This is a genomic window from Saccharomonospora cyanea NA-134 (genome assembly GCF_000244975.1).
GTDB lineage: Bacteria > Actinomycetota > Actinomycetes > Mycobacteriales > Pseudonocardiaceae > Saccharomonospora > Saccharomonospora cyanea.
Genome location: NZ_CM001440.1, coordinates 5,213,561 through 5,233,844, shown reverse-complemented (window position 1 = coordinate 5,233,844; position 20,284 = coordinate 5,213,561). Strand labels below are relative to the sequence as shown.

The following is a 20,284-nucleotide window of genomic DNA, read 5'->3' as shown; positions in this document are numbered from 1 at the left end:
ACAGGGGTGACGGGGGCGCTCCAGTCGCTCCAGGCGCGGTACCAGCAGCCCCCGAGGTGCCGGGTGTGCCCGTCGTCAAGGACATCACGGTGTCCCCCGACAAGATCGTCGCGGTGGCCGACGTGATCGAGGAACAGGCCAAGGCCCTTGAACGCAAGATCATCGAGCACGTCGACGCGTTGAGTTTCACCCCACCCGCCGGCGACATCGTCTCGCAGGAGGCGGCGGAGGCCTGGAACACCGTCGTCAGCAGTGGCGAGCACTCGTACCGCAACCGGGTCCTGGCCTACGTCTACGGACTTCACAGCCTCGCCGACCAGCTCCGCGCCGCAGGGCGCAGGTACCTCACCGACGACGAGGACAACGCGGCCACGGTGCGGGACGCCGGAGGCAGCTAGCCGCTGCCGGCCCACCGGCTGTCGGTGGGACCGCGCCGTCCGGCAGTACGCCACGAGAACGGAAAACGCCCGCCACCCAGAGCCCGCCAGACGCCGCCAGACAAGGACGCGAGATGAACGACGTCGACATCGTGGCCCAGGCCGCAAGGATTCGCGATCACCGGTTCACCGGCTACACCAACGCCATGCTCGCCGACGAGATCGAGCTGATGCGCTCCGGGCAGGGCGTCTCGGGGCTGTCCGAGGCGGTCGCCGCGCTGAAGGCGGTGGCTCGGGCCCTGGAGGACACCGACGACACGCTGCGGACCCAACTGGCCGGACTCGGAATCGAGTGGGAGAGCGACGCCGGCCGGGAGGCGGCTTCGGCCGTGCACAGCGAAGCGGACTTCTCCCGTGAGGCGGGCGAGAAGGTGAACGACTCGGCCGAGCGGGTCTTCGCGCAGGGCGAGGCGTTCAACCGAGCGGTGCACTCGTTGCCCGATCCCGCGGTACTGCGGGCGCCCGTCCCCGAGCCCGGTATCGCGGATTTCGCCTTCAGCCTGCTCGGTTTCGAAAGCGACCACGTGCGCAGGCTGGAGCAATCCCTCGAAGCCCGCGAGCAGGCCATCCAGGCGCTCGACACCTACGCGAGGCAGAGCGGGGAGAACCTCCTGGGAGTCCCGGAGCTGGGTCCGCCCGAGCGTCTCGTCGCGAAGGTGCCCGAACGGGTGCCCGAGTCGATCGACGCCGGTGGCGGACCGCGCGGTGCCACGTCGGCGGCGAACGCCTCGGCGGTGCCCGTGTCCCCCGGCCCCACGGCTTCGGGGCCGTCTGCCGCTACCTCGTCCACGCCGTCTCCGTCCTCCGCCCCCGTGGGTGTCGTCACGCCCTCGTCCGTAGCGGCGTCCTCCCCCGAGGCACCGTCGTCCGGCAGGGCCACGGGCAGTGGCGGCAGGTTCGTGGCACAGCCGAGCCCGGCTCCGTCGCCCAGTGGCACCACACCGAGTGGTGCGGCTCCGCCCTCGGCGGGCACCGTCGTCCCGCCTGCGGCAGCGGCCGGTGCCGCAGGAGTCGTGGGCGCGGGGCGCGGAACGGACTCCCCGCGTGTCCGGCAGGGCGCGGCCGGTCAGGCGGTGCCCGGAGCGTCCGGAGGTCAGGACACCGGTGGCGCGGGCCGGTCGGCACGCCCGACGCCGGTGGGTGGGGGCTCACCCGGTGCGGTCGGTGCGGCACCGCACAGCGGAGGGGGTGCCGTGGGCAGGCCCGCTCCGGCCCCGCTCGATGCCCAGCTCGCGCGCGGCCTGACCAGCGGAGCGGTCGCGCCCACGCCGAGCCCCGCGTCCGGGGGGAGTGCCGACGACACTCCCCGGTCCACTCGCGACGGACTGTCGGTGAACGACATCGGTGGCGGTATCGCCGCGCTCGGAGCAGGTGGTGTGGCCGGAGCCCTGAGTAGTGCCGAGCGCTCGGGCCGAGGGGTGGGGCGCAGTGCCCCCGGTGCCCAGGTTTCGCCCCGTCCCCTGTCGGTCGGTGACCTGCCGGAGGAGGAGGCGAGAGTCCAGCGCAGCTCTGAGCGACTGAATCCGGGCGCCTCCACTCGCCGGGACACCTTCCTGGAGAAGGCGGTGCCCGGAGAGGGCGAGGAGGGGGAGCATGTGCGACGGTTCGCGGTCGAGGACGACGACCTGTTCACCGACCAGCGCATGGTCGCCCCCGACGTGATCGGTGATGACGGTTCGGACGGTCGATTGTGAGCACAGTGGCAGGTGACAGCGTCGTTCTCTCGACGCTGGAGTTCGACCTGCTCTGGGAACACCTCCACCTGCCACGCCGCCACGTCGCTCTCGATGTCCCGAGCCCCGGAGCCACTCACAGTGAGCGCGCGCGTCTCGTGGACGAGGCGTGGGGCGCTCTGGCGGCCAGGGGGCTCGCGCGCGGCCGAGAGGTGGCGCTCGAGGTGGGAGACCTGCTGCACTTGCTGGCCAGGCCTCGCACGAGCGTCGATGTGTGGATCTGGGCCGACCGGCGGATCACGGCGCTGGCCGGCAGTTCCGGTAGCCAGGCCGTGCTCGGCGTCGTCGACAACGACGAGGTGTGGCTGATCCCGTCGCGCGACTCGGCGCTGGCGTCCGCCGCGGTGTCGGTGGCGGGTGAGTTGCCTCCAGGGGTGGGCTGCTCGGTCAGCGTGCCGCACCAGGTGCTGGTGGAGGCCGACGCCGAGGCCCGAGGTGACGCGAAGGCGCTCGTGCCCGCGCTGGAGGACCGCGGGGTCGAGCTGTGGCAGGCGCAGGAACTCGCGGGCATGTTGCTCGGCATGGTGGCGCGCGGACAGTTCGGCGCGCAGCGGCTCGATCGTGACGGTCGTGTGCGCAGGGCGGGCAGGGTCGTGGCTTTCCACGACACCGACGCGGGCCGGTACCTGTTCCAGGTGGCTCCTGGCGGCGACCGGCGCGACTGGGCCACTGTGACACCTGCGGACAACGCGTTGCTCGCGGAGCGGGTGTGGGAGTTGCTCGACGAGGTCTGAGCGAACCTGGAACCGGCGGAAGGCCTTTCGCGTCGTATCGAGGCTTGGCGCTGACTGCCGGATGGGTGTGCCAAGGGGAGGACAGAAACGTGCCGGTGTATGACGCCGAATCGATGACCATCACGGCGCAGCGGGTCGACCGCATCGCCGAGGACTTCCGTGCGTCGATGGACAAGATCAAGGGAATCCAGGGGGAGAACCCCTTCGGTGACGTGGAGGACCCGGACAACCCCGACCCGGTCGCGGGCACGGTCGGACGGTTCACAGACGGCATGCGGTCGGAGTTCGACGCCGCTGCCAGCCGGGTGAGTGCCGCCAGCGCGGCGCTGCGTGACGCCGTGGGCGCGATGTCCGAGGCCGACGCCGTGGCCGCCGACAACCTGACGGCGAGGGATCTGTGATGACGGGCGCGGGCATTCCGGCGGAGTGGGCCGAGGTCGAGACCAAGGCAGCGCGGGTCGACAAGGTCAAGCCGGGCGAGATCCAGGAGGTGGCCCGTCAGTTCGACGAGGCGTCGCGCAACGCGGGAGACCACACGGCCGACCTGACCAACGCGGCGGCCCCGCTGCGTGACGGCGGGGTGTGGTCGGGCCCGGCGGCCGACGCGTTCTTCGACTACGTGCACAAGATCGCCGAGGCGGGCAACAAGGTCCGGGACAAGCTCGACGAGGTCGCCGCGGAGCTGACAGCGTTGCAGGAGACGCTGGCCAACATCAAACAGCAGATCGAAAGCATCGCCGACGACGCCAAGAAGGCGATCGACACCCGGAACGACCAGGCACAACGGCAGGCCGACGCGGCGAACGCCGCGATGCGGGAGTACGAGAACGGCAACCGCGAGCAGCCGCCTTCCCCGACGGCCGAGGAGATCATCAGCAAGGCGGGCGAGGAGAACAGCCGCACGGCCACGGACGCGGCCAAGCAGATCGACGAGCTGCTACGGCAGTCGAACGACGCCATCAAGCGGGCACAGGAGCTCATGAAGACCGAAGTCGGTGACGGTTTTTCCAGTGTGCCGGAGCCAGGCTCCGCGCAGTCGCAGCAGTCGGCCACGGGCGGCATCACCGGGGGCGGCGGCTCCGGTGGCGGCGCGGGAGGCGGAGGCGCGGGCGGTGGCGGGGGTGCCGAAGGCGGCGGCCTCGCCGGGTACGGCCCGAGCGGGCCTCCGCCCACCAGCGGCCCACCGCCGGGCAACGTCGAGCAGTGGATCCGGGAAGCCATCAGGATCCTCCAGGCGAACGGCATCCCGGTCACCGAGGACAACATCGACGAGATCTGGACGATCATCGAGAAGGAGTCGGGCGGCAACCCGCACGCGTTGAACGACTGGGACTCCAACGCCGCGAAGGGCACGCCGTCGAAGGGGCTGATGCAGTGCATCGACCCGACGTTCGACGCGTACAAGCTCCCGGGCCACGACGACATCTGGAACCCGGTGGACAACATCATCGCGGGCGTGCGTTACACGTTCGACCGCTACGGCGGATTCGAGGGGCACCCGGGGCTGAAGTCGATGGCGCAGGGCGGCGCCTACCAGGGCTACTGATCTCGGCCGCAGGTGCCGTGCGGTGGGCGAACAGTACTCGGAGTCCCCGCCTAAGGTGGCGGCATGGTCAATTCGGGACGTTTGCCGGGGCCGTCGAGTCGAAGTGACGTGGCGCCGTTCCACGTCATGGAGGTCCTGTCGGCCGCGAAGGAGCGGCAGCGCACACACGGCGACGTCATCGCGTTGTGTGCCGGGCAACCGACGTCGGGCGCGCCGCGTCCGGTGCTGGAAGCCGCACAGCGGGCCCTGCGGGACAACGACCTCGGCTACACGCCTCAGCTCGGCATTCCCGAGCTGCGTGAGGCCATCGCGGGGCACTACGCGCGGTGGTACGGGCTGGCCGTCTCGCCGGACGACGTGATCGTCACCACAGGGTCGTCCGGTGGGTTCCTGTTGTCGTTCCTCGCGGCGTTCGACGCCGGGGCCCGCATCGCGATGGCCCGGCCCGGCTATCCCGCCTACCGCAACCTCCTGTCGTCCCTCGGGTGTGAGGTCGTGGAGTTCGACACCGACGTGAGCACTCGTTTCCAGCCGACGACGGAGCTGCTCGACGGGCTCGGCGAGCTGCACGGTGTGATCGTCGCGAGTCCCAGCAACCCCACGGGCACCGTGTTGCCCGCCGACGAGCTGGTGGCGATCGCACGCTGGTGCGACGAGCGGGGCGTGCAGCTCGTCAGCGACGAGATCTACCACGGCATCAGCTACGAGGCGCAGGTTGGTTCCGCGTGGCAGACCTCGACCGAGGCCGTGGTGCTCGGTTCGTTCTCGAAGTACTTCGGGATGACGGGCTGGCGGCTCGGTTGGGCGCTCGTGCCGCAACGGCTGCACCGCGCCGTGGACGTGCTCACGGGCAACTACAACATCTGCGCGCCCGCGCTCGCGCAGCAGGCGGCGGTGGCCGCGTTCACCGACGACTCGTACGCGGAACTCGACGCGAATGTGGCTCGCTACCGCGCCAACCGCGACCTGCTGTTGGAGGGCCTCGCCGACATCGGGCTCGGCAAGGTCGCCCCGGTGGACGGCGCGTTCTACGCCTACGTCGACGTCTCCGAGCACACCGACGACAGCCTCGCGTGGTGCCGGAGGCTGCTGGACGACACGGGCGTGGCGATCACGCCGGGTGTGGACTTCGATCCCGTGCACGGCGGACGTTTCGTCCGGTTGTCGTTCGCGTGCTCGCGAGCCGAGTTGGCGCAGGCGGTACAGCGCATCGGTGGGTGGCTGTCGCGGCAGGGCGGACAGTAGGGCACAACCCGGAGATGTCCCTGATTGTCCGCTCGGGTTGCGGCGCCGGGACGGCGGATCGTGACAGTCTGGGAGTCGGACAACCGACAGCACGTGCAGCGGAGGGGATCATGTTCTGGAAGATCGTCGGCGGTTTGCTCCTCGCGTGGGTGGCCTTCATGGTGGTCGGCGCCGTCGTCGGCTTCCTGGTGGAGGCCGTGTTCTGGATCGCCGTGATCGGCGGTGGGGTGTTCCTCGGTGCCGCGGCCTACGGAGCGATCAAAGGCGACAAGCGCAAGCAGCTGAAGTCCTGACCACCGCTTCAGCCGGCCAGTACCCGGCGGGCGTGGTCGGCTCCCTGCCACACATGGGCGCGGAGCCCGGCGGCCCTCGCGCCTTCCACGTTGACGGCCCGGTCGTCGAAGAACACGCAGTCGTCCGCTCGCGCCCCGAGGCGTGAGGTGAGCAGGTCGAAGATCTCCGGGTCGGGTTTGGCGCAGTGGACGTCGGCTGAGAAGACGCGCACGCGGAAGTGCTGGGCCCACGGCTGTCGCTCGGCGAAGCGGGCGAAGGAGCTCGGCGCGTTGGACAGCAGGGCGAGCCGAACCCCGTTCGCGGTGAGTTCGTCGAGCAGTCGGGCGGAGGCCTCGTGGAGGCACGACCAGCCCTCGATGTCGATTCGGGTGAGATCGTGCACCGCGTCGGCGTCGAGCCGCGCCCCCGCGGAGTCGGCGACCGCCTTCCAGTACGTCTCGTCGGAGCAGCCACGGTCGTAGGCGTCGCGGTGGGCCCAGTAGGCGGGCTCGAACTCCGCCTGTGTCACACCGAGCCGGGCGGCGAGCCTGGGCAGCGCCTCGGTGCGGGTGCAGAGCACCTCGCCGTAGTCGAACACCACCCAGCTCATGCGCTCGTCCCCGTCTCGATCCGGCGGAGGGCGTCGGCCACGTCGTCCGAGGTGACGTCGCGGTGCAGCACGAACCGCACCTTGCCCGCCATCGGCAGCGCGAGGATGCCGAGCGCACGCAGGGCGTCGAGTGTGGCGGGCACGTCGGTGACCCCCGCGAGGACGATGTTGGTCTGCGGTTCGGAGACCTCCCAACCGAGCTCCCGCAGACCCGCGGCGAGGGCGGAGGCCTTCGCGTGGTCGTCGGCGAGGTCGTCGACGCGGTCGAGCGCGACGAGGCACGCCGCGGCGAGCACACCGCCCTGCCGCACGCCGCCACCGAGCATCTGCCGCATGCGCCTGGCCTGCTCCACGAACTCGGCGCTGCCCGCCACCACCGAACCGACAGGCGCCCCGAGTCCCTTGCTGAAGCAGGCCGACACGCTGTCGACACCGGCGGTCAACGCGGCGGGCGGCACTCCGAGCGCGACGGAGGCGTTCCAGATGCGGGCGCCGTCGAGGTGCACCCGCAGGCCCGCGTCGCGGGCGGCGGCCACCAGGAGCGCGTGCTCGTCGGGTGGTGTCACGGCCCCACCCGCGGCGTTGTGGGTGTTCTCCAACGACAGCAGCGTGGTCCGCAGCGTGTAGTACGGTCCGCTGCCGCCCGCCGCGGCCCGCACGGTCTCGGGGGTCGGCCGTCCGGGGCCACCGTCGTGGTCGAGCGGGTCGGGCATCCCTCCGGCGAGCCAGGCCGCCGAACCCAGTTCGTTGACGAGCACGTGCGCACCGCGGGGCGCGAGGAAGCGATCACCGCGTCGCAGGTGCGTCGAGAGCGCGACGAGGTTGGCCATCGTGCCGCTGGGCGTCCACAGCGCCGCCTCCGTGCCCAGGACCTCCGCGGCTCGTTCCTCCAGCCTGCGGATGGTCGGGTCGGTGTCGATGACGTTGTCGCCGACCTCGGCGCGAGCCATCACCGACCGCATGTGTTCGTCCGGCCGGGTGAGCGTGTCGGAGCGGAAGTCGAGGGGTGGCAGTTGGGCTGAGCTGGAGTCGACCGTCACGGGCCCGATGACATCACACGTGGGCGCGGGCTCGCCCCGGACCCCACTGATGGGTGACACTGCTCCTCGCGTGCAACCGTGGGGCCGGGGCCTTCCGTCTCCACCGTCGACAACAAGACCGACCGGAGACGTCTGCGTGGCCCACCATGACGACGAGTTCGCGGAGTACTTCGCGGCGAAGCGGGACTCCGTGCGCCGAACGGCGTACCTGCTGTGCGGGGACTGGCACCGTGCCGACGACCTCGCGCAGACAGCCTTCGTGTCGCTGCACCGCAGGTGGCGGCGGATCCGCGACCGCGCGGCCGTGGACGCCTACCTACGGAGGACGCTGGTACGTGCCGCGATCGACGAGTCGCGGCGGCCCTGGCGGCGCGAACAGTACACCGACGAGGTGCCCGAACCGCGGGTGGCGGGCGGCGGCGACGTGTTGGCCGAGAGGGTGAGCACACGTGAGGACCTGCTCGCCGGGCTCGCGAGGGTGCCTTCGAAGCAGCGTGCGGTGCTGGTGCTGCGTTACTTCGAGGGACTCGACGTGAGCAGTGTGGCGCGGGCGCTCGGCTGCAGTGAGGGCAACGTCAAGAGCCAGACGGCACGGGGGTTGGCGAACCTTCGGGCGGCGTTGGGCGAGGAGGTGGACACGCGTGGACGAGCGGCTGGATGAACGTCGGCTCCAACAGCTGTTGCGGGACGCGGCGGGTGAGGCGCCCGAGCCGTCCTTCACGATGGACGACGTGACCACCGCGTCGCGCCGCGCCACGGCCCGGCGGCGTTCGCTGGTGGCCATCGCGGCGGCCGTCGTGATGGGCGCGGGCACCGTGACGGGGGTGGTGCTGACCGGGTCCGAGCAGCAGGACGGCAGGTCCACGGCACTCGCGCCGAACGAAAGGCCGCTGTCGGGAGAAGTCGCGGAAAAAAATCCGGAGGGCGGGCAACCCGGCGACGGCGGTGAGCGTGGATTCGGTGTCGAGAGCTTCCCCGACGTCTCGCCGAAGCAGGGCGGCGGCACGGACGGGGAGGACGGCACCCCCGGGTGCCAGGTGATCGACCGGGAGCTCGCCACCGCCCTCGCTGGCGAGCTCCCGGTCGACCCGATCGGTGAGGCGATCCCCTACGACTCGTGCTTCGTGGAGGGCAACAGGGCAGCCGCCTACCGCGTGCCCGGTGGCACCGTCGCGGTGGTCTTCGATCAGGGGCCTGACGGCTCCTTCGGCGTTCCTCACGAGTTCGGGAATGCCGCTGCCTCGGTCCGCGTGGACGGTGGCTTGATCGCCGTGATCGGCATCGCGGACACCGCGGACCACGCGGACGTGCCGCTGCGGGACGAGCTTCCCGAGCTCGCCGAACGCGTCGCCGCCGCGCTGGATCGGTGAAACACGCCTAGCCGAACGCCGTGTTGGCCAGCCACAGGTCGAGCAGTCCCGCCTCGCCGCGTACGTCGAACGTGCTGTCCGGCGTGCGGCGGCGGTAGACGAGCAGCAGCAACTCCGTCAGCGGGGCTCGCACGGTGACGGTGGCGTCCCCGGTCCGCTCGTACTCCCTGCTCCAGCGGATCGACTCGCCGGTGGCGTCCACCCACCAGGAGGTGTCGGCGTCGGTGGCGGCGAACCGGAGTGTGTGGTCCTCGCCCAGCAGTTCGCGTTTGGTCGGGTCCGCCTCCAGTTGCTGCGGGAGCGAGATGAGTTCCAGCCACTCGTCGAGGCCGTCGGCGGCGGTGTCGTGATCGAGTGTGAAGGCGTCGCCGACGGCCAGCGCGGCGTCGGCCCGGTGGATCACGGTCTCGTGCAGGAATCGCCGGGCCCAGAACGCCGAGGTACGGCCGGGCACGGCCGTCCACAGCCGGAGGTCAGGGCCCGCGGCCGCCAGGGTTTCGGCGAGACGGGCGGCGCCCGAGGTGAGCCACCCGGCGAGTACACCGTGGTCGACGTCCGTGTCGGCCGACAGCGTGCGCAGCTCCGTGTCCGGTGGCGGCTCGGTGGCTCTGGTCGTGACGATCGTCTCCACCCAGCGGTGGCCCGCGCCGACATGGCGTGCGAGCTGCGCGAGGTTCCAACCGGGGCAGGACGGCACGGCAGTGTCGAGATCGGCGAGGTCGGCGCCTACAAGGTGCCCGGCGAACAGCTCGGTCTGCGCTGTGATGCCCGCGCACAGACGATCATGGTCGAGAGAGTTCATGACAGGTGGACAACTCCTCGGCGTCGAACTCATCGCTGCGGGCGGTCACCATCACGTCCCGTCGTCGGGAAGGTGGCAGACTATCCCGCCATGACCTCAGCAGCCAGTACGCCGAAGGGTGAGCGCAGGCGCGCCGCTCTCGTCACGGCTGCGTCCGAGTTGCTCGCGGAGGGAGGGTTCGACGCCGTGCGGCACCGTGCCGTGGCGGAGCGCGCCGGCCTGCCTCTGGCGTCCACGACCTACTACTTCGACTCCCTCGACGAGTTGGTGTGTGCGGCGGCGGAGCACCACGGGCGCGCCGAGTTGGAGGCCGGGCGGGCGAAGCTGGCGGCGCTGCCCACCGAGAACCGGCGGGTGGACGTACTGGTGGAGCTGGTGCTCGACCTGTTGCTGGGCCCGGACCCGCACTACGAGGCCGTCGTGTTGCGGTACGAGCGGCTCGTGGGCACGGGAAGGCGCCCTCACCTGCGCCCCCTGATGCGGCGGTTGTCCGCCGAGTTGCGCGAACTACTCATGGAGATCTTCGTGCGCTCGGGTTTCGAGATGGACGCCGATCGCCTCGAGAAGCTCATCGCTTTGGTGGACGGCTCCGTCGTCAACGCGCTCGTCGCGGTCGACCCCGAGCCGAGGGCGGTCGCTGCGCGTGTTCTCCGGGATGCGCTGAGTTGACCTGAGCGGGTCGAGGTGTCCACTGAGTGGGACCAGCACGCCCTTGGCGCCCCTGAGCTCGGTGTGTCGACCACAGCGTGGCTAGCCTGACCGTGTGACGGACAAGCCCCGAATCCCGAACGTGCTCGCAGGCCGGTACGCCTCACCGGAGTTGGTCCGGCTGTGGTCTCCGGAGTACAAGATCAGACTCGAAAGAGACCTGTGGCTCGCCGTGCTCAAGGCACAGCGGGAGCTCGGGGTCGAGGTGCCGGACGGCGTGGTGGCCGACTACGAACGCGTCGTCGACCGCATCGATCTCGACTCGATCGCGGCGCGCGAGCGCGTGACGCGTCACGACGTGAAGGCGAGGATCGAGGAGTTCAACGCCCTCGCCGGGCACGAGCACGTCCACAAGGGCATGACCTCGCGCGACCTCACCGAGAACGTGGAGCAGTTGCAACTCCGGCGGTCGCTGGAACACGTCCGGGTGCGGGTGGCCGCCGTGCTGGCGCGGCTGGCGGAGCTGGCCACGCGGCACAGCGAGCTGGTGATGGCGGGGCGTTCGCACAACGTCGCCGCGCAGGCGACCACGCTCGGCAAGCGCTTCGCGACGGCCGCTGACGAACTGCTGGTGGCGTTCGACCGCCTCGACGACCTCATCGCGCGTTATCCGTTGCGGGGCATCAAGGGCCCGGTCGGTACCTCCCAGGACATGCTCGATCTCCTCGGCGGCCCGGAGCGGCTCACGGAGCTGGAGGAGCGGGTGGCGGCGCACCTCGGGTTCGAGCGCGTGTTCACCAGCGTCGGCCAGGTGTATCCGAGGTCGCTCGACTTCGACGTGCTCTCCACGCTGGTGCAGCTCGCCGCCGCTCCGTCGAGCCTGGCCACCACGATCCGGCTCATGGCGGGCCACGAGCTGGTGACGGAGGGGTTCAAACCCGGCCAGGTGGGTTCGTCGGCCATGCCGCACAAGATGAACACGCGCTCCTGTGAGCGCGTCAACGGTCTGGCCGTGGTCCTGCGCGGTTACCTGTCGATGATCGGCGAGCTGGCCGGGGACCAGTGGAACGAGGGCGACGTGTCCGACTCCGTGGTGCGCAGGGTCGCGCTGCCGGACGCGTTCTTCGCTCTCGACGGCCTGCTGGAGACGTTCGCGACAGTGCTGGCGGAGTTCGGCGCCTTCCCCGCCGTGGTCGACCGGGAACTGGCGCGCTACCTGCCGTTCCTCGCCACCACGAAGGTGCTCATGGCCGCGGTCCGCGCGGGTGTGGGCAGGGAGACCGCGCACGAGGTGATCAAGGAGCACGCGGTCGCAGTCGCGCTGGCCATGCGCGAGCAGGGCCAGCAGGACAACGACCTGGTCGAGCGGCTCGCGGCCGACGACCGGCTGCCGCTGGACGTCGACGACCTCGAAAAGCTGCTCGCCGACCGGCTCTCGTTCACGGGCACGGCGGGCGCCCAGGTGGAGGGTGTCGTCGCGCGGGTGGAAGAGGTGGTGCGCCGGTTCCCCGAGGCGACGTCGTACGAGCCGGGCCCGATCCTCTAGGCGCCCGCGCGTTCATGCTGACGCTGCTGCTGGTCGGCATCGCCGGCTTCCTCGCCCAGCTCGTGTCGGGCACGCTCGGCATGGGTTACGGCATGACCTCCACCACCGCGTTGGTGGCCTTCGGTACCGCGCCGGCGATAGCGTCGGCGTCGGCCCACTTCGCTCAGGTCGGTACGTCGCTCGCGTCCGGGGTCTCGCACTGGCGGTTCCGTAACGTCGACTGGCGGACGGTGGGCATCCTCGCGGGTCCGGGCGTGGTGGGGGCCGTGTGCGGCGCGGTGTTGCTCGTGTCGTTCTCCGACGGCTTCGCGTCGGCGTGGATCAGCGTGATCCTGTTCGTGCTGGGCCTGTACGTGCTGGTGCGGTTCGCGTTCCTGCGGCTCGGCAAGTTGATCACCGACAAGCGCCCCGGCGCGCGCTTCCTCGCTCCGCTGGGACTCGTGGCGGGGTTCATCGACGCCACGGGCGGTGGTGGCTGGGGCCCCGTTGCCACCACGACGTTGCTGTCGAGCGGGCGACTGGAGCCGAGGAAGGTCGTGGGCTCGGTGCAGATGGCCGAGTTCGCGGTGACGGTGGCGGCGAGCGTCGCGTTCCTTGTGGTGCTGTCGTTGCACGGCATGGACTTCGGCGTCGTCGCGGGCCTGCTGCTCGGTGGCGTGCTCGCCGCGCCGATCGGGGCCGTGCTGGCCCGCCGGATGCCGCCGAGACTTCTGGGCACGGCGGCAGGAGGGCTGATCGTGCTGACCAACGGATGGCTGCTGCTCGACGTCCTCGGCGCCTCCCCGGCGGTGATCGCGGTGGTCTACGTCGGACTGGTCGGGTTGCTCGTGTCCGCCGGGGTGGCCGCCGTGCGGTCGATGCGCGAGGAGAAGCGCATCAACGCGCTGGTCGGCGAGGACGGGGTGAGCGACTCCGCCCGCGCCCGGCGCTGAGTGTTCAGAGCGTCATCACCTCGCCGTGGGCGGCGGTGCGTACCTCGGTGCCGTCCGGCGCGAGGTTCGTGTAGAGGCCGATGTAGACGGCGGGTCTGGCGAGCATGCCGTCGTGGACGGGGATCGCCAGCCGCGGCGACACCGCGCGCAGGTAGTTCACGGCCTCCCCTGCCTTCAGCCAGGGCGCCGCCGTGGGCAGCGCGAGCACGTCGACGCGGTGTTCCGGAACGAAGAACGAGTCACCGGGGTGGTAGAAGGCTCCGCCGTCGACCACGTAGCCGACGTTGGGGACGACGGGCAGGTCACTGTGCACGGTCGCGTGCTGGCCTCCGACGACGTCGATCCGCGTGCCGCCGAGGTCGAAGGTGTCGCCGGGATGGGCGGTGGTGACCTCGATCTCCAGGTTGTCGATGGTCTTCGTGGTGCCCGGGTCGACGATGAGGCGTGCGGAGGGGTTGGCCGCGAGCAGGTCCGGAAGTTTCTCCGTGTCGATGTGGTCGTAGTGCTGGTGGGTGATGAGCACGGCGTCGAGGTCGCGCACGGACTCGAAGCCGCTGGAGAAAGCGCCGGGGTCGAACAACAGCCGGGCGTGTTCGGTCTCCAGCAGTACGCAGGAGTGGCCGAAGTGAACGAGCTTCACGGTAGTCCCCTTGTTGGCGAGTTGGCAGTAACCTGTCGCTTCCCTACGCTGTCAGCATGACGAGCACCGAGCAGGCCGTCGAGACGTTCGACTCACTCGATCCGAGGACGGACAGGGTCGTCGGCACCTACCCCGTGCACGGCCCGGACGCCGTCGACGCCGCCGTGCGCAGGGCTCGCGGCGCCGCCGAGTGGTGGGCCTCGCTCGGGTTCGCGGGCCGCGCCGAACGGCTGCGTCGCTGGAAGGGCGTGCTCGCGCGGCGGATGTCCGAGTTGTGTGACGTGGTCAGCGCCGAGACCGGCAAACCGGCGGGGGACGCACAGCTCGAGACCGTCCTGGCCGTCGAGCACATCGAATGGGCGGCCCGCAACGCGCGCAGGGTGCTCGGCCCGAAGCGGCGCGCGTCCGGCCTGCTGCTGGCCAACCAGGCCGCCACCGTCGAGTACCGGCCGCTCGGCGTCGTCGGGGTCATCGGTCCGTGGAACTACCCGGTCTTCACACCGCTGGGCTCGGTGGCCTACGCGCTGGCGGCGGGCAACGCGGTGGTGTTCAAGCCCAGCGAGTACACACCCGGGGTCGGCGCCTGGCTGGTGGAGACGTTCGCGGAGGTCGTGCCCGAACAGCCCGTCCTCCAGCTCGTCACCGGATTCGGCGCCACGGGCGCGGCACTCGTGCGCGCCGACGTCGACAAGATCGCGTTCACCGGCTCGGCCGCCACCGGAAGGAAGATCATGGCCGCGGCGGCGGAACGCCTGACGCCGGTGGTCATCGAGGCGGGCGGCAAGGACCCACTGCTCGTGGACGCCGACGCCGACCTGGACGCCGCGGCCGACGCCGCGGTGTGGGGCGCGTTCTCCAACGCGGGCCAGACGTGCGTCGGAGTCGAACGCGTCTACGTGCACACGGCCGTGTACGACGAGTTCGTCGCCAGGCTCACCGAGCGTGCGCGGCAGGTGCGGCCGGGCGAGCACTACGGGCCCATGACCATGCGCTCGCAGCTCGACGTGGTGCGCAGGCACATCACCGACGCCCTCGCCAGGGGCGGGCGCGCGCTCGTGGGCGGTGTCGACGCCGTCGGCGAGCGCTACGTGCGGCCCACGGTGCTGGTGGACGTGCCCGAGGACTCCACGGCCGTGCGCGAGGAGACGTTCGGTCCGACGGTCACCGTGACGCGAGTGTCCGACATGGACGAGGCGGTCGAGAAGGCCAACGACTCCGCGTACGGGCTCGGCTCCACCGTGTTCTCGCGACGTCGCGGCATGGAACTCGCCAGGCGGCTGCGGACGGGCATGACGGCGATCAACGCGCCACTGTCGTTCGCGGGCATCGCGACGCTGCCCTTCGGCGGCATCGGCGATTCCGGGTTCGGGCGCATCCACGGCCCCGAGGGGCTGCGGGAGTTCGCGCGGCCCAAGGCCATCGCTCGGCAGCGGTACCGCATGCCGCTCGCCATGACCACGTTCTCGCGCACACCGAGGACCGACGAACTGGTGGGCAGACTCGTGTCGATGTTGCACGGCAGGCGCTGACGCCGGGCACGGGAACGGCGCCGTTTCCCTCCAAAACCCCCCCACGGCACACCGGGTTCCGTGCTACAAACGTCGGGTTCCTCGTACCGGGATCGACAGGGGGAGTAATGGGTCAGCCACCGGGCTGGTATCCACAGCAGCCGCGGCAGTACCCGCCGCAGCAACCCTCCTCGCCGTACGGGGCGGGGTGGCCGCAGCAGCCGGGCCACTTTCCCCAGCCCGGCCATCCCGGTGCCGGACCGCGCCCGGCGAGCCCCGCGATGGCGTACACCGCCGCCGCGCTCTTCGTCCCCGCGATCGTCATGGCGGTCATCGCCGCGGTGATCGGATGGAGTGGGGTACCCGGAAACGAGGTGCAGGCGGGCATGTACCTGTCGCTGTTCGGGCTCGCGTTCGCTTACGAGATCACCGGCAACGTCGACTTCGCCATCGCCGCGACCGTGACCCTGGCGAGCACCACGGCCGTGTTCACGCTGCTGGTGGCGCTTCGGGTGAACGCGTTCCGTTGGCTGCTCGCCGTGGTGGGGGTCGTCGCCGTCGCCTATCACGGCTACGCGGTGGTCTACCTCCTCGGTGCCGGCGTCGGCGGGCTCGTCGTACTACCTGCCGTAACGTTGCTGTTCTGGGTGGTCCCCACCCTGGTGGTGATGCTGCCGCCCGTCGGCAGGGCGATGCGCCGGAGCGGGCAGCAGAGCGTGGCGGGTGCGTTCGGACCGGGCTACGGTCCCGGTCACTGATCGTCCGAAGTTTCGGACGACGTCTGATACTCTGGCCGGATGGCTCGTCTCGTGCCCGCTGTGCTCCGTGCCGCCGACATCCTCGAAATCTTCCTCGGCGACGACGTCACGTTGTCGGCGAGTGAGATCGGACGCCGGCTCGACCTCCCCCGGTCCACGGCGCACGAACTGCTCACCACGCTCGTCGAGCGGCACTACCTGGTGCGCCGGTCGGGCGAGGAGACGACGTACCGGCTCGGACCGAAACTGCTCGAACTGGGATCGCGCTACCAGCAGCGGCTGGAGTTCGCCGCCGAGGCCGACGCCGTCGCGCGCCAGGTCGCCGCGGAATGCAGGGAGACCGTACACGTCGCCGTGCTCGACGGCATCGAGGTCGTGTACGTGTCCAAAGTAGATTCCACCCACTCCGTGCGGCTCATCTCCGAGGTGGGCAGGCGGCTTCCCGCGCACTGCACGGCGGTGGGCAAGGTCCTGCTGGCGGGCCTGCCCGACGCGGAGTTGTCGGCGCGGTTGAAGGGACACCGCCTCGTCGCGCTCACCGACAACAGCATCACCTCGCGTACCGTGCTGCGGCAGCAGCTCGCGCGGGTGCGGGACACGGGTGTGGCCCACGAACGCAGCGAGTCGAACCCGGACGCGGGCTGCGTCGCCGCGCCCGTGGTGGACGCGGCGGGCGAGTGGGTGGCGGGCATGAGCATCTCCATCCCCACCTCGCGCCACTCCGACGAGGCGTGGCCCAGGTGGGAGAAGCTGGTGCGAGAGGGAGCCGCCGAACTGACGCGCAGGCTCGGTGGTCGCCCCGTGTCCTCCTGACACGAGGAAGGGCCGCCTTCCCGGCCGACACGGCGAGAAGGCGGCCCTTGCTACGAGAGCGTCATCTCGGTGACAGGTGCGCGGGCACGTTCTGGAACGCGACCGGGCGCAGGAACCGCGCCGACGCGGTGATCCCCACCGACGTGTGCAGGGGCGAGGTGGTCGCGGGATACGGGCCGCCGTGGTGCATGGCCGCCGTCACGGACACACCCGTCGGCCACCCGTTCCACAGCACCCGGCCGACCCGCTGCGCCAACTCGGCCAGCAGCGGGCGGGCGACGTCGTCGGACTCCTCGCCGTGCACGGTGCCGGTGAGCTGGCCCTCCAGGGACCGCGCCACCGCGAGTAGTTGCTCGTCGTCGTCGTAGGTCACCACCAACGACGCCGGACCGAAGCACTCCGTCGCGAGCGTGTCCGGGTCGGCGAGCAGGTCGGCCGCCGTCGTGGCGAGCAGCGTCGGCGTGGGGCCGTCCTCGCCGAGCACGCCCTCGACGAGCACCCGCACGGAGCCGTGCCCGCGAAGCGTCTCCAGCCCCGCCGTGTAGCCGTCGGTGATGCGGTCGTTGAGCAGAGCGGCGGCGCCCTTGGCTCGGGCGTGCTCGGTGGCGAGTTCGAGGATCCGGGAGCCGGACGGCACGAGCAGCAACCCGGGCTTGGTGCAGAACTGGCCGGTGCCGAGCGTGAACGAGTCCACGTACCCCGTCGCGATCTCCCCGGCCCTCGCCTCGGCGGCCGACCTGGTGACGAACACCGGGTTCACGCTGCCGAGCTCGCCGTAGAACGGGATGGGCTCGGGGCGGGACACCGCGAGGTCGAACAGAGCCCGGCCGCCGCGCAGCGAGCCGGTGAAGGCCACCGCCTTCGTCCTCGGGTCGAGCACCGCGTCCCGGCCGTCGGCTTCGCCGTGGAACAGCGCGAACGTCCCTTCCGGCGCGCCGGCGGAAGTCAGCGCCTTGCGCACGAGCTCGGCCGTGGCGTCCGAGAGCTTCGGATGTCCCGGATGCGCCTTCACCACGACGGGGCAGCCAGCGGCCAGCGCCGAGGCCGTGTCACCGCCCGCCACGGAGAACGCGAACGGGAAGTTCGACGCCGCGAACACGACGACGGGGCCGAGCGGCAGCAGCACACGACGCAGCGCGGGACGCGGACCGGTGGGCCAGTCGGGGTCGGGCTCGTCGGAGATGACCTCGAACCCCTCCCGTACCTGGGCCGCGAACGACCGTAGCTGGAACGTGGTGCGCACCAGTTCACCGCGCAGTCTGCCCTCGGGAAGCCGGCTCTCCTCCCGCGCGAGCGGGACGAGCTCGTCGGCGGCCGCGTCGAGGGTGTCCGCGACGGCATCGAGCGCCGCCGCCCGCTTCTCGTCGGGCAGCTCGGCCCAGGGCCGCGCCGCCTCCGCCGCCGCGCCGAGCAGCGCGTCGGTCACGTCGGTCATGCGTCACCGTCCTTCTTGGTTCCGCGGAACTGCCAGTCCTCGGCGAACAGGTCGAACTTCGCCGCCTGGAACGGGTGCTCGGCCACGAAGTCGGTGTCGAGCTCCACGCCGAGGCCCGGCGCCGTCGGCAGCGCGAAGTAGCCGTCCTCGACGGGGGGCAGGCCGGGAGCGGCCTGCTTGACGTGCTCGTCGGCGAAGTCGTTGAAGTGCTCCTGGATCTTGAAGTTCGGCGTGCACGCCGCCAGGTGCAGGTTCGCCATGGTGAGCACGGGGCCGCCCACGTTGTGCGGGGCCACCAGAACGAAGTGCGTCTCGGCCGTGGCCGCGAGCTTGCGGGTCTCGGAGATGCCGCCGAGGTGCCCGATGTCGGGTTGGATGATGTCGGCGGCCTGGAGTTCGAACAGCTCGCGGAACTCGGCACGCTCGTGGATGCGCTCGCCGGTCGCCACCGGAGCGTCGACGTGCTGCGCAACCTTCGCCAACGCCTTGAGGTTCTCCGGTGGGACCGGCTCCTCCAGCCAGCTCGGGTCGAACTTCGCGATCGACGTGGCGATCCGCACGGCCTCGGCGGGGGCGAACCGGCCGTGCATCTCCACGAGGATCTCCACGTCGGGGCCCACGGCGTCCCTCACGGCCTCGACGAGCTCGATGGACCGGGTGCGCTCCTCGGGCTCCAGCTCCCACTGGCCGGGACCGAACGGGTCGAACTTCAGTGCGCGGTATCCACGCTCGACGACGCGCTTCGCGGCGGCGTGGAACTCCTCGGCGGTGCGCTCGACGGTGTACCAGCCGTTGGCGTACGCCTTCACGCGGTCGCGCACCTTGCCGCCGAGGAGCCGCCACACCGGCTGGCCCAGCGCCTTGCCGACGATGTCCCAGCAGGCCATCTCGACGCAGGCGATGCCGGACATCATGATCTCGCCCGGCCTGCCGTAGTCGCCACGCTTCATGCGCTGCACCAGCGACTCGATGTCGAACGGGTCGGTGCCGATCACGTGCCGGGGCACGGCCTCGGACAGGTAGCCCTTCAGTGCCTCGGTGTGGCCCAGCATCCTCGTCTCGCCCACGCCGGTCAGACCCTCGTCTGTGGTGACACGGACGAAGGTCAGGTCACGCCAGGGCGTACCCATCACGAAGGTCTCGACGTCAGTGATCTTCACTTCGCGCTCCTCATCGAGTCGGTGAAAGCGGTGGTGTTCGGCACGGCCAGATCCTGCGCGGGCAGGGAGGACGCCACGGCGTCGGTGGCGTACCTGGAGAGGGTCTCGAGCCCGATCTCGGCGCGGCGCACCCGCTCGCGGCTGAGGCTGACGGCGGTCGCGGTGAGGTGCGTGCCGCTCGGGTAGATGTTCGGGGCGTTGCGGAGCCCGAACTTCAGATACACCGGCGCGGCGACCCGGACGATCTCGGCGATCTCGAAGTGACGCACGAAGCCGCCGAGGTCGTCCGGTGATTCCACGTAGATGTCGATGGGAATGTCGATGGCCGCCCTCACGGCCGCGAGCTGGGCCAGCGACAGGTCGGTCGGCACGTTGTACGTGTTGGCGCCGTGCTCCTCGGCGATGCGGATCGACGCGGGGTTGGAGAGTCCCATCTGCACGCTGATCTTGAACTGGAGATCGGCGGGCAACTCGCCGGCCTCGCGCATGCGGGAGGCGACGGCGAGCACGCCGAGGTCGGTGACGAGGACGCTGCGCACGCCGGCCTCGGCCGTGCGGCGGATGTCCTCGAGGACGTGGACGAGTTGTTCGGTGCCGCGCGCCTGCGCGGCCACGGGGCCGCCACCCGTCGCGAGTGACGCGGCGCCGGTGTCCCAGCCCGCGACAGGGCGGGCGAACAGGCTGAGCTCGACACCCCGTCCTTCGGCCAGTGCGGCCATGGTGGTCAGCTCTTTGCCGGTGAGCAGCATGCCACCGCTGCCCTGGGACACCCGGTGGACGGTGACGCCCCGGGCGTCCGCCTCGTCGAAGACGGCCTCCATCGCCTCGACTCCCTCGACGCTGGGGATCTCGACGCGGTACGAGGCCCCGTCGGGGAAGCGTTTCGTACTGCTCGGCAGCTCACCGGGGTCTGTCGAAGGCAGGCCCAGCGAGCGCAGGAAAGTTCGGGACCGTTCCACCGCACCCACCAATCTTGTCCGAAATACCGGATAGCATCCGTAGCTGCGAACGAGATTAGGCGCGTGAGCGTTGACAGCGCAAGGGGTGGCCCTTA

22 protein-coding genes are annotated in these 20,284 nt (G+C 70.8%); 15 read left to right on the top strand and 7 right to left on the bottom strand.

The features are described from left to right. The first annotated feature begins 65 nt into the window (after window positions 1–65). The 7 genes from SACCYDRAFT_RS24480 (at window position 66) to SACCYDRAFT_RS24450 (ending at window position 5,988) form a co-directional block, all read left to right on the top strand. A complete protein-coding gene (locus tag SACCYDRAFT_RS24480) occupies window positions 66–398 on the top strand; it encodes a hypothetical protein (protein WP_005460362.1) in 333 nt (110 codons plus the stop codon). Window positions 399–511: 113 nt separating this feature from the next. Further along, window positions 512–2,131: a PPE domain-containing protein gene (locus tag SACCYDRAFT_RS24475; protein WP_005460361.1), complete on the top strand. Its 1,620-nt coding sequence runs from the start codon at window positions 512–514 to the stop codon at window positions 2,129–2,131. Next, the gene (locus SACCYDRAFT_RS24470; protein ID WP_005460359.1) at window positions 2,128–2,904 is read left to right on the top strand and encodes an ESX secretion-associated protein EspG; all 777 of its coding nucleotides are present in this window, start codon (window positions 2,128–2,130) and stop codon (window positions 2,902–2,904) included. Before SACCYDRAFT_RS24475 ends, SACCYDRAFT_RS24470 begins: the two co-directional genes overlap by 4 nt. 89 nt (window positions 2,905–2,993) lie before the next feature. Beyond that, window positions 2,994–3,305 carry a hypothetical protein gene (locus SACCYDRAFT_RS24465; protein WP_005460358.1) on the top strand — a complete coding sequence of 104 codons (312 nt, stop codon included), beginning with the start codon at window positions 2,994–2,996 and terminating at the stop codon, window positions 3,303–3,305. Continuing rightward, window positions 3,305–4,450, top strand: coding sequence for a transglycosylase SLT domain-containing protein (locus SACCYDRAFT_RS24460; protein WP_005460357.1), 1,146 nt, complete (start codon window positions 3,305–3,307; stop codon window positions 4,448–4,450). Before SACCYDRAFT_RS24465 ends, SACCYDRAFT_RS24460 begins: the two co-directional genes overlap by 1 nt. Window positions 4,451–4,513: 63 nt before the next feature. Next, complete coding sequence (locus SACCYDRAFT_RS24455) at window positions 4,514–5,695, top strand: aminotransferase class I/II-fold pyridoxal phosphate-dependent enzyme (protein WP_005460356.1); 1,182 nt, start codon at window positions 4,514–4,516, stop codon at window positions 5,693–5,695. Window positions 5,696–5,805: 110 nt separating this feature from the next. After that, window positions 5,806–5,988: a hypothetical protein gene (locus SACCYDRAFT_RS24450; RefSeq protein WP_005460355.1), complete on the top strand. Its 183-nt coding sequence runs from the start codon at window positions 5,806–5,808 to the stop codon at window positions 5,986–5,988. Window positions 5,989–5,996: 8 nt separating this feature from the next. Here SACCYDRAFT_RS24450 and SACCYDRAFT_RS24445 read toward each other — a convergent pair whose 3' ends face one another. Continuing rightward, on the bottom strand, window positions 5,997–6,578 hold the full coding sequence (locus SACCYDRAFT_RS24445; RefSeq protein ID WP_005460354.1) for an HAD family hydrolase: 582 nt from the start codon (window positions 6,576–6,578) through the stop codon (window positions 5,997–5,999). Further along, window positions 6,575–7,618 carry a threonine aldolase family protein gene (locus SACCYDRAFT_RS24440; RefSeq protein ID WP_043536887.1) on the bottom strand — a complete coding sequence of 348 codons (1,044 nt, stop codon included), beginning with the start codon at window positions 7,616–7,618 and terminating at the stop codon, window positions 6,575–6,577. The genes SACCYDRAFT_RS24445 and SACCYDRAFT_RS24440 overlap by 4 nt, the downstream gene beginning before the upstream one ends. A 136-nt stretch (window positions 7,619–7,754) precedes the next feature. On the opposite strand from SACCYDRAFT_RS24440, the gene SACCYDRAFT_RS24435 reads away from it, so the two are divergent. Beyond that, window positions 7,755–8,279, top strand: coding sequence for a SigE family RNA polymerase sigma factor (locus SACCYDRAFT_RS24435; RefSeq protein WP_005460352.1), 525 nt, complete (start codon window positions 7,755–7,757; stop codon window positions 8,277–8,279). After that, on the top strand, window positions 8,260–8,988 hold the full coding sequence (locus tag SACCYDRAFT_RS24430) for a hypothetical protein (protein ID WP_005460351.1): 729 nt from the start codon (window positions 8,260–8,262) through the stop codon (window positions 8,986–8,988). Before SACCYDRAFT_RS24435 ends, SACCYDRAFT_RS24430 begins: the two co-directional genes overlap by 20 nt. Before the next feature lie 7 nt (window positions 8,989–8,995). Here SACCYDRAFT_RS24430 and SACCYDRAFT_RS24425 read toward each other — a convergent pair whose 3' ends face one another. After that, window positions 8,996–9,790 carry a maleylpyruvate isomerase family mycothiol-dependent enzyme gene (locus SACCYDRAFT_RS24425; RefSeq protein ID WP_005460350.1) on the bottom strand — a complete coding sequence of 265 codons (795 nt, stop codon included), beginning with the start codon at window positions 9,788–9,790 and terminating at the stop codon, window positions 8,996–8,998. Window positions 9,791–9,880: 90 nt separating this feature from the next. Between SACCYDRAFT_RS24425 and SACCYDRAFT_RS24420 the strand changes: the two genes are divergently transcribed. The 3 genes from SACCYDRAFT_RS24420 (at window position 9,881) to SACCYDRAFT_RS24410 (ending at window position 12,916) form a co-directional block, all read left to right on the top strand. After that, complete coding sequence (locus tag SACCYDRAFT_RS24420; protein ID WP_005460348.1) at window positions 9,881–10,459, top strand: TetR/AcrR family transcriptional regulator; 579 nt, start codon at window positions 9,881–9,883, stop codon at window positions 10,457–10,459. A gap of 94 nt (window positions 10,460–10,553) precedes the next feature. Next, window positions 10,554–11,984, top strand: a complete 1,431-nt coding sequence (gene purB, locus SACCYDRAFT_RS24415; RefSeq protein WP_005460347.1) for an adenylosuccinate lyase — start codon at window positions 10,554–10,556, stop codon at window positions 11,982–11,984. A gap of 14 nt (window positions 11,985–11,998) precedes the next feature. Beyond that, window positions 11,999–12,916, top strand: a complete 918-nt coding sequence (locus SACCYDRAFT_RS24410) for a sulfite exporter TauE/SafE family protein (RefSeq protein ID WP_005460346.1) — start codon at window positions 11,999–12,001, stop codon at window positions 12,914–12,916. Between the two features lie 4 nt (window positions 12,917–12,920). Here SACCYDRAFT_RS24410 and SACCYDRAFT_RS24405 read toward each other — a convergent pair whose 3' ends face one another. Beyond that, window positions 12,921–13,556, bottom strand: coding sequence for an MBL fold metallo-hydrolase (locus SACCYDRAFT_RS24405; protein WP_005460345.1), 636 nt, complete (start codon window positions 13,554–13,556; stop codon window positions 12,921–12,923). 56 nt (window positions 13,557–13,612) lie between these two features. Here SACCYDRAFT_RS24405 and SACCYDRAFT_RS24400 point away from each other — a divergent pair, with 56 nt between their 5' ends. From SACCYDRAFT_RS24400 to SACCYDRAFT_RS24390, 3 genes are all read left to right on the top strand, one after another. Next, window positions 13,613–15,085, top strand: coding sequence for an aldehyde dehydrogenase family protein (locus tag SACCYDRAFT_RS24400; RefSeq protein WP_005460344.1), 1,473 nt, complete (start codon window positions 13,613–13,615; stop codon window positions 15,083–15,085). Window positions 15,086–15,192: 107 nt separating this feature from the next. Further along, a complete protein-coding gene (locus SACCYDRAFT_RS24395) occupies window positions 15,193–15,822 on the top strand; it encodes a hypothetical protein (RefSeq protein ID WP_005460343.1) in 630 nt (209 codons plus the stop codon). A 39-nt stretch (window positions 15,823–15,861) separates the two neighbouring features. After that, window positions 15,862–16,635: an IclR family transcriptional regulator gene (locus tag SACCYDRAFT_RS24390; protein WP_005460342.1), complete on the top strand. Its 774-nt coding sequence runs from the start codon at window positions 15,862–15,864 to the stop codon at window positions 16,633–16,635. Between the two features lie 61 nt (window positions 16,636–16,696). Here the strand turns inward: SACCYDRAFT_RS24390 and SACCYDRAFT_RS24385 are convergent, their stop codons facing one another. From SACCYDRAFT_RS24385 to SACCYDRAFT_RS24375, 3 genes are read right to left on the bottom strand one after another with little or no spacing between them, the layout of a single operon-like run. Then, window positions 16,697–18,070 carry an aldehyde dehydrogenase (NADP(+)) gene (locus SACCYDRAFT_RS24385; protein ID WP_005460341.1) on the bottom strand — a complete coding sequence of 458 codons (1,374 nt, stop codon included), beginning with the start codon at window positions 18,068–18,070 and terminating at the stop codon, window positions 16,697–16,699. Next, window positions 18,067–19,230: a mandelate racemase/muconate lactonizing enzyme family protein gene (locus tag SACCYDRAFT_RS24380; protein ID WP_005460340.1), complete on the bottom strand. Its 1,164-nt coding sequence runs from the start codon at window positions 19,228–19,230 to the stop codon at window positions 18,067–18,069. Before SACCYDRAFT_RS24380 ends, SACCYDRAFT_RS24385 begins: the two co-directional genes overlap by 4 nt. Next, entirely contained in the window at window positions 19,227–20,189 is a 963-nt protein-coding gene (locus tag SACCYDRAFT_RS24375) for a U32 family peptidase (protein WP_043537524.1), read from the bottom strand. The genes SACCYDRAFT_RS24380 and SACCYDRAFT_RS24375 overlap by 4 nt, the downstream gene beginning before the upstream one ends. Window positions 20,190–20,284 lie beyond the last annotated feature (95 nt).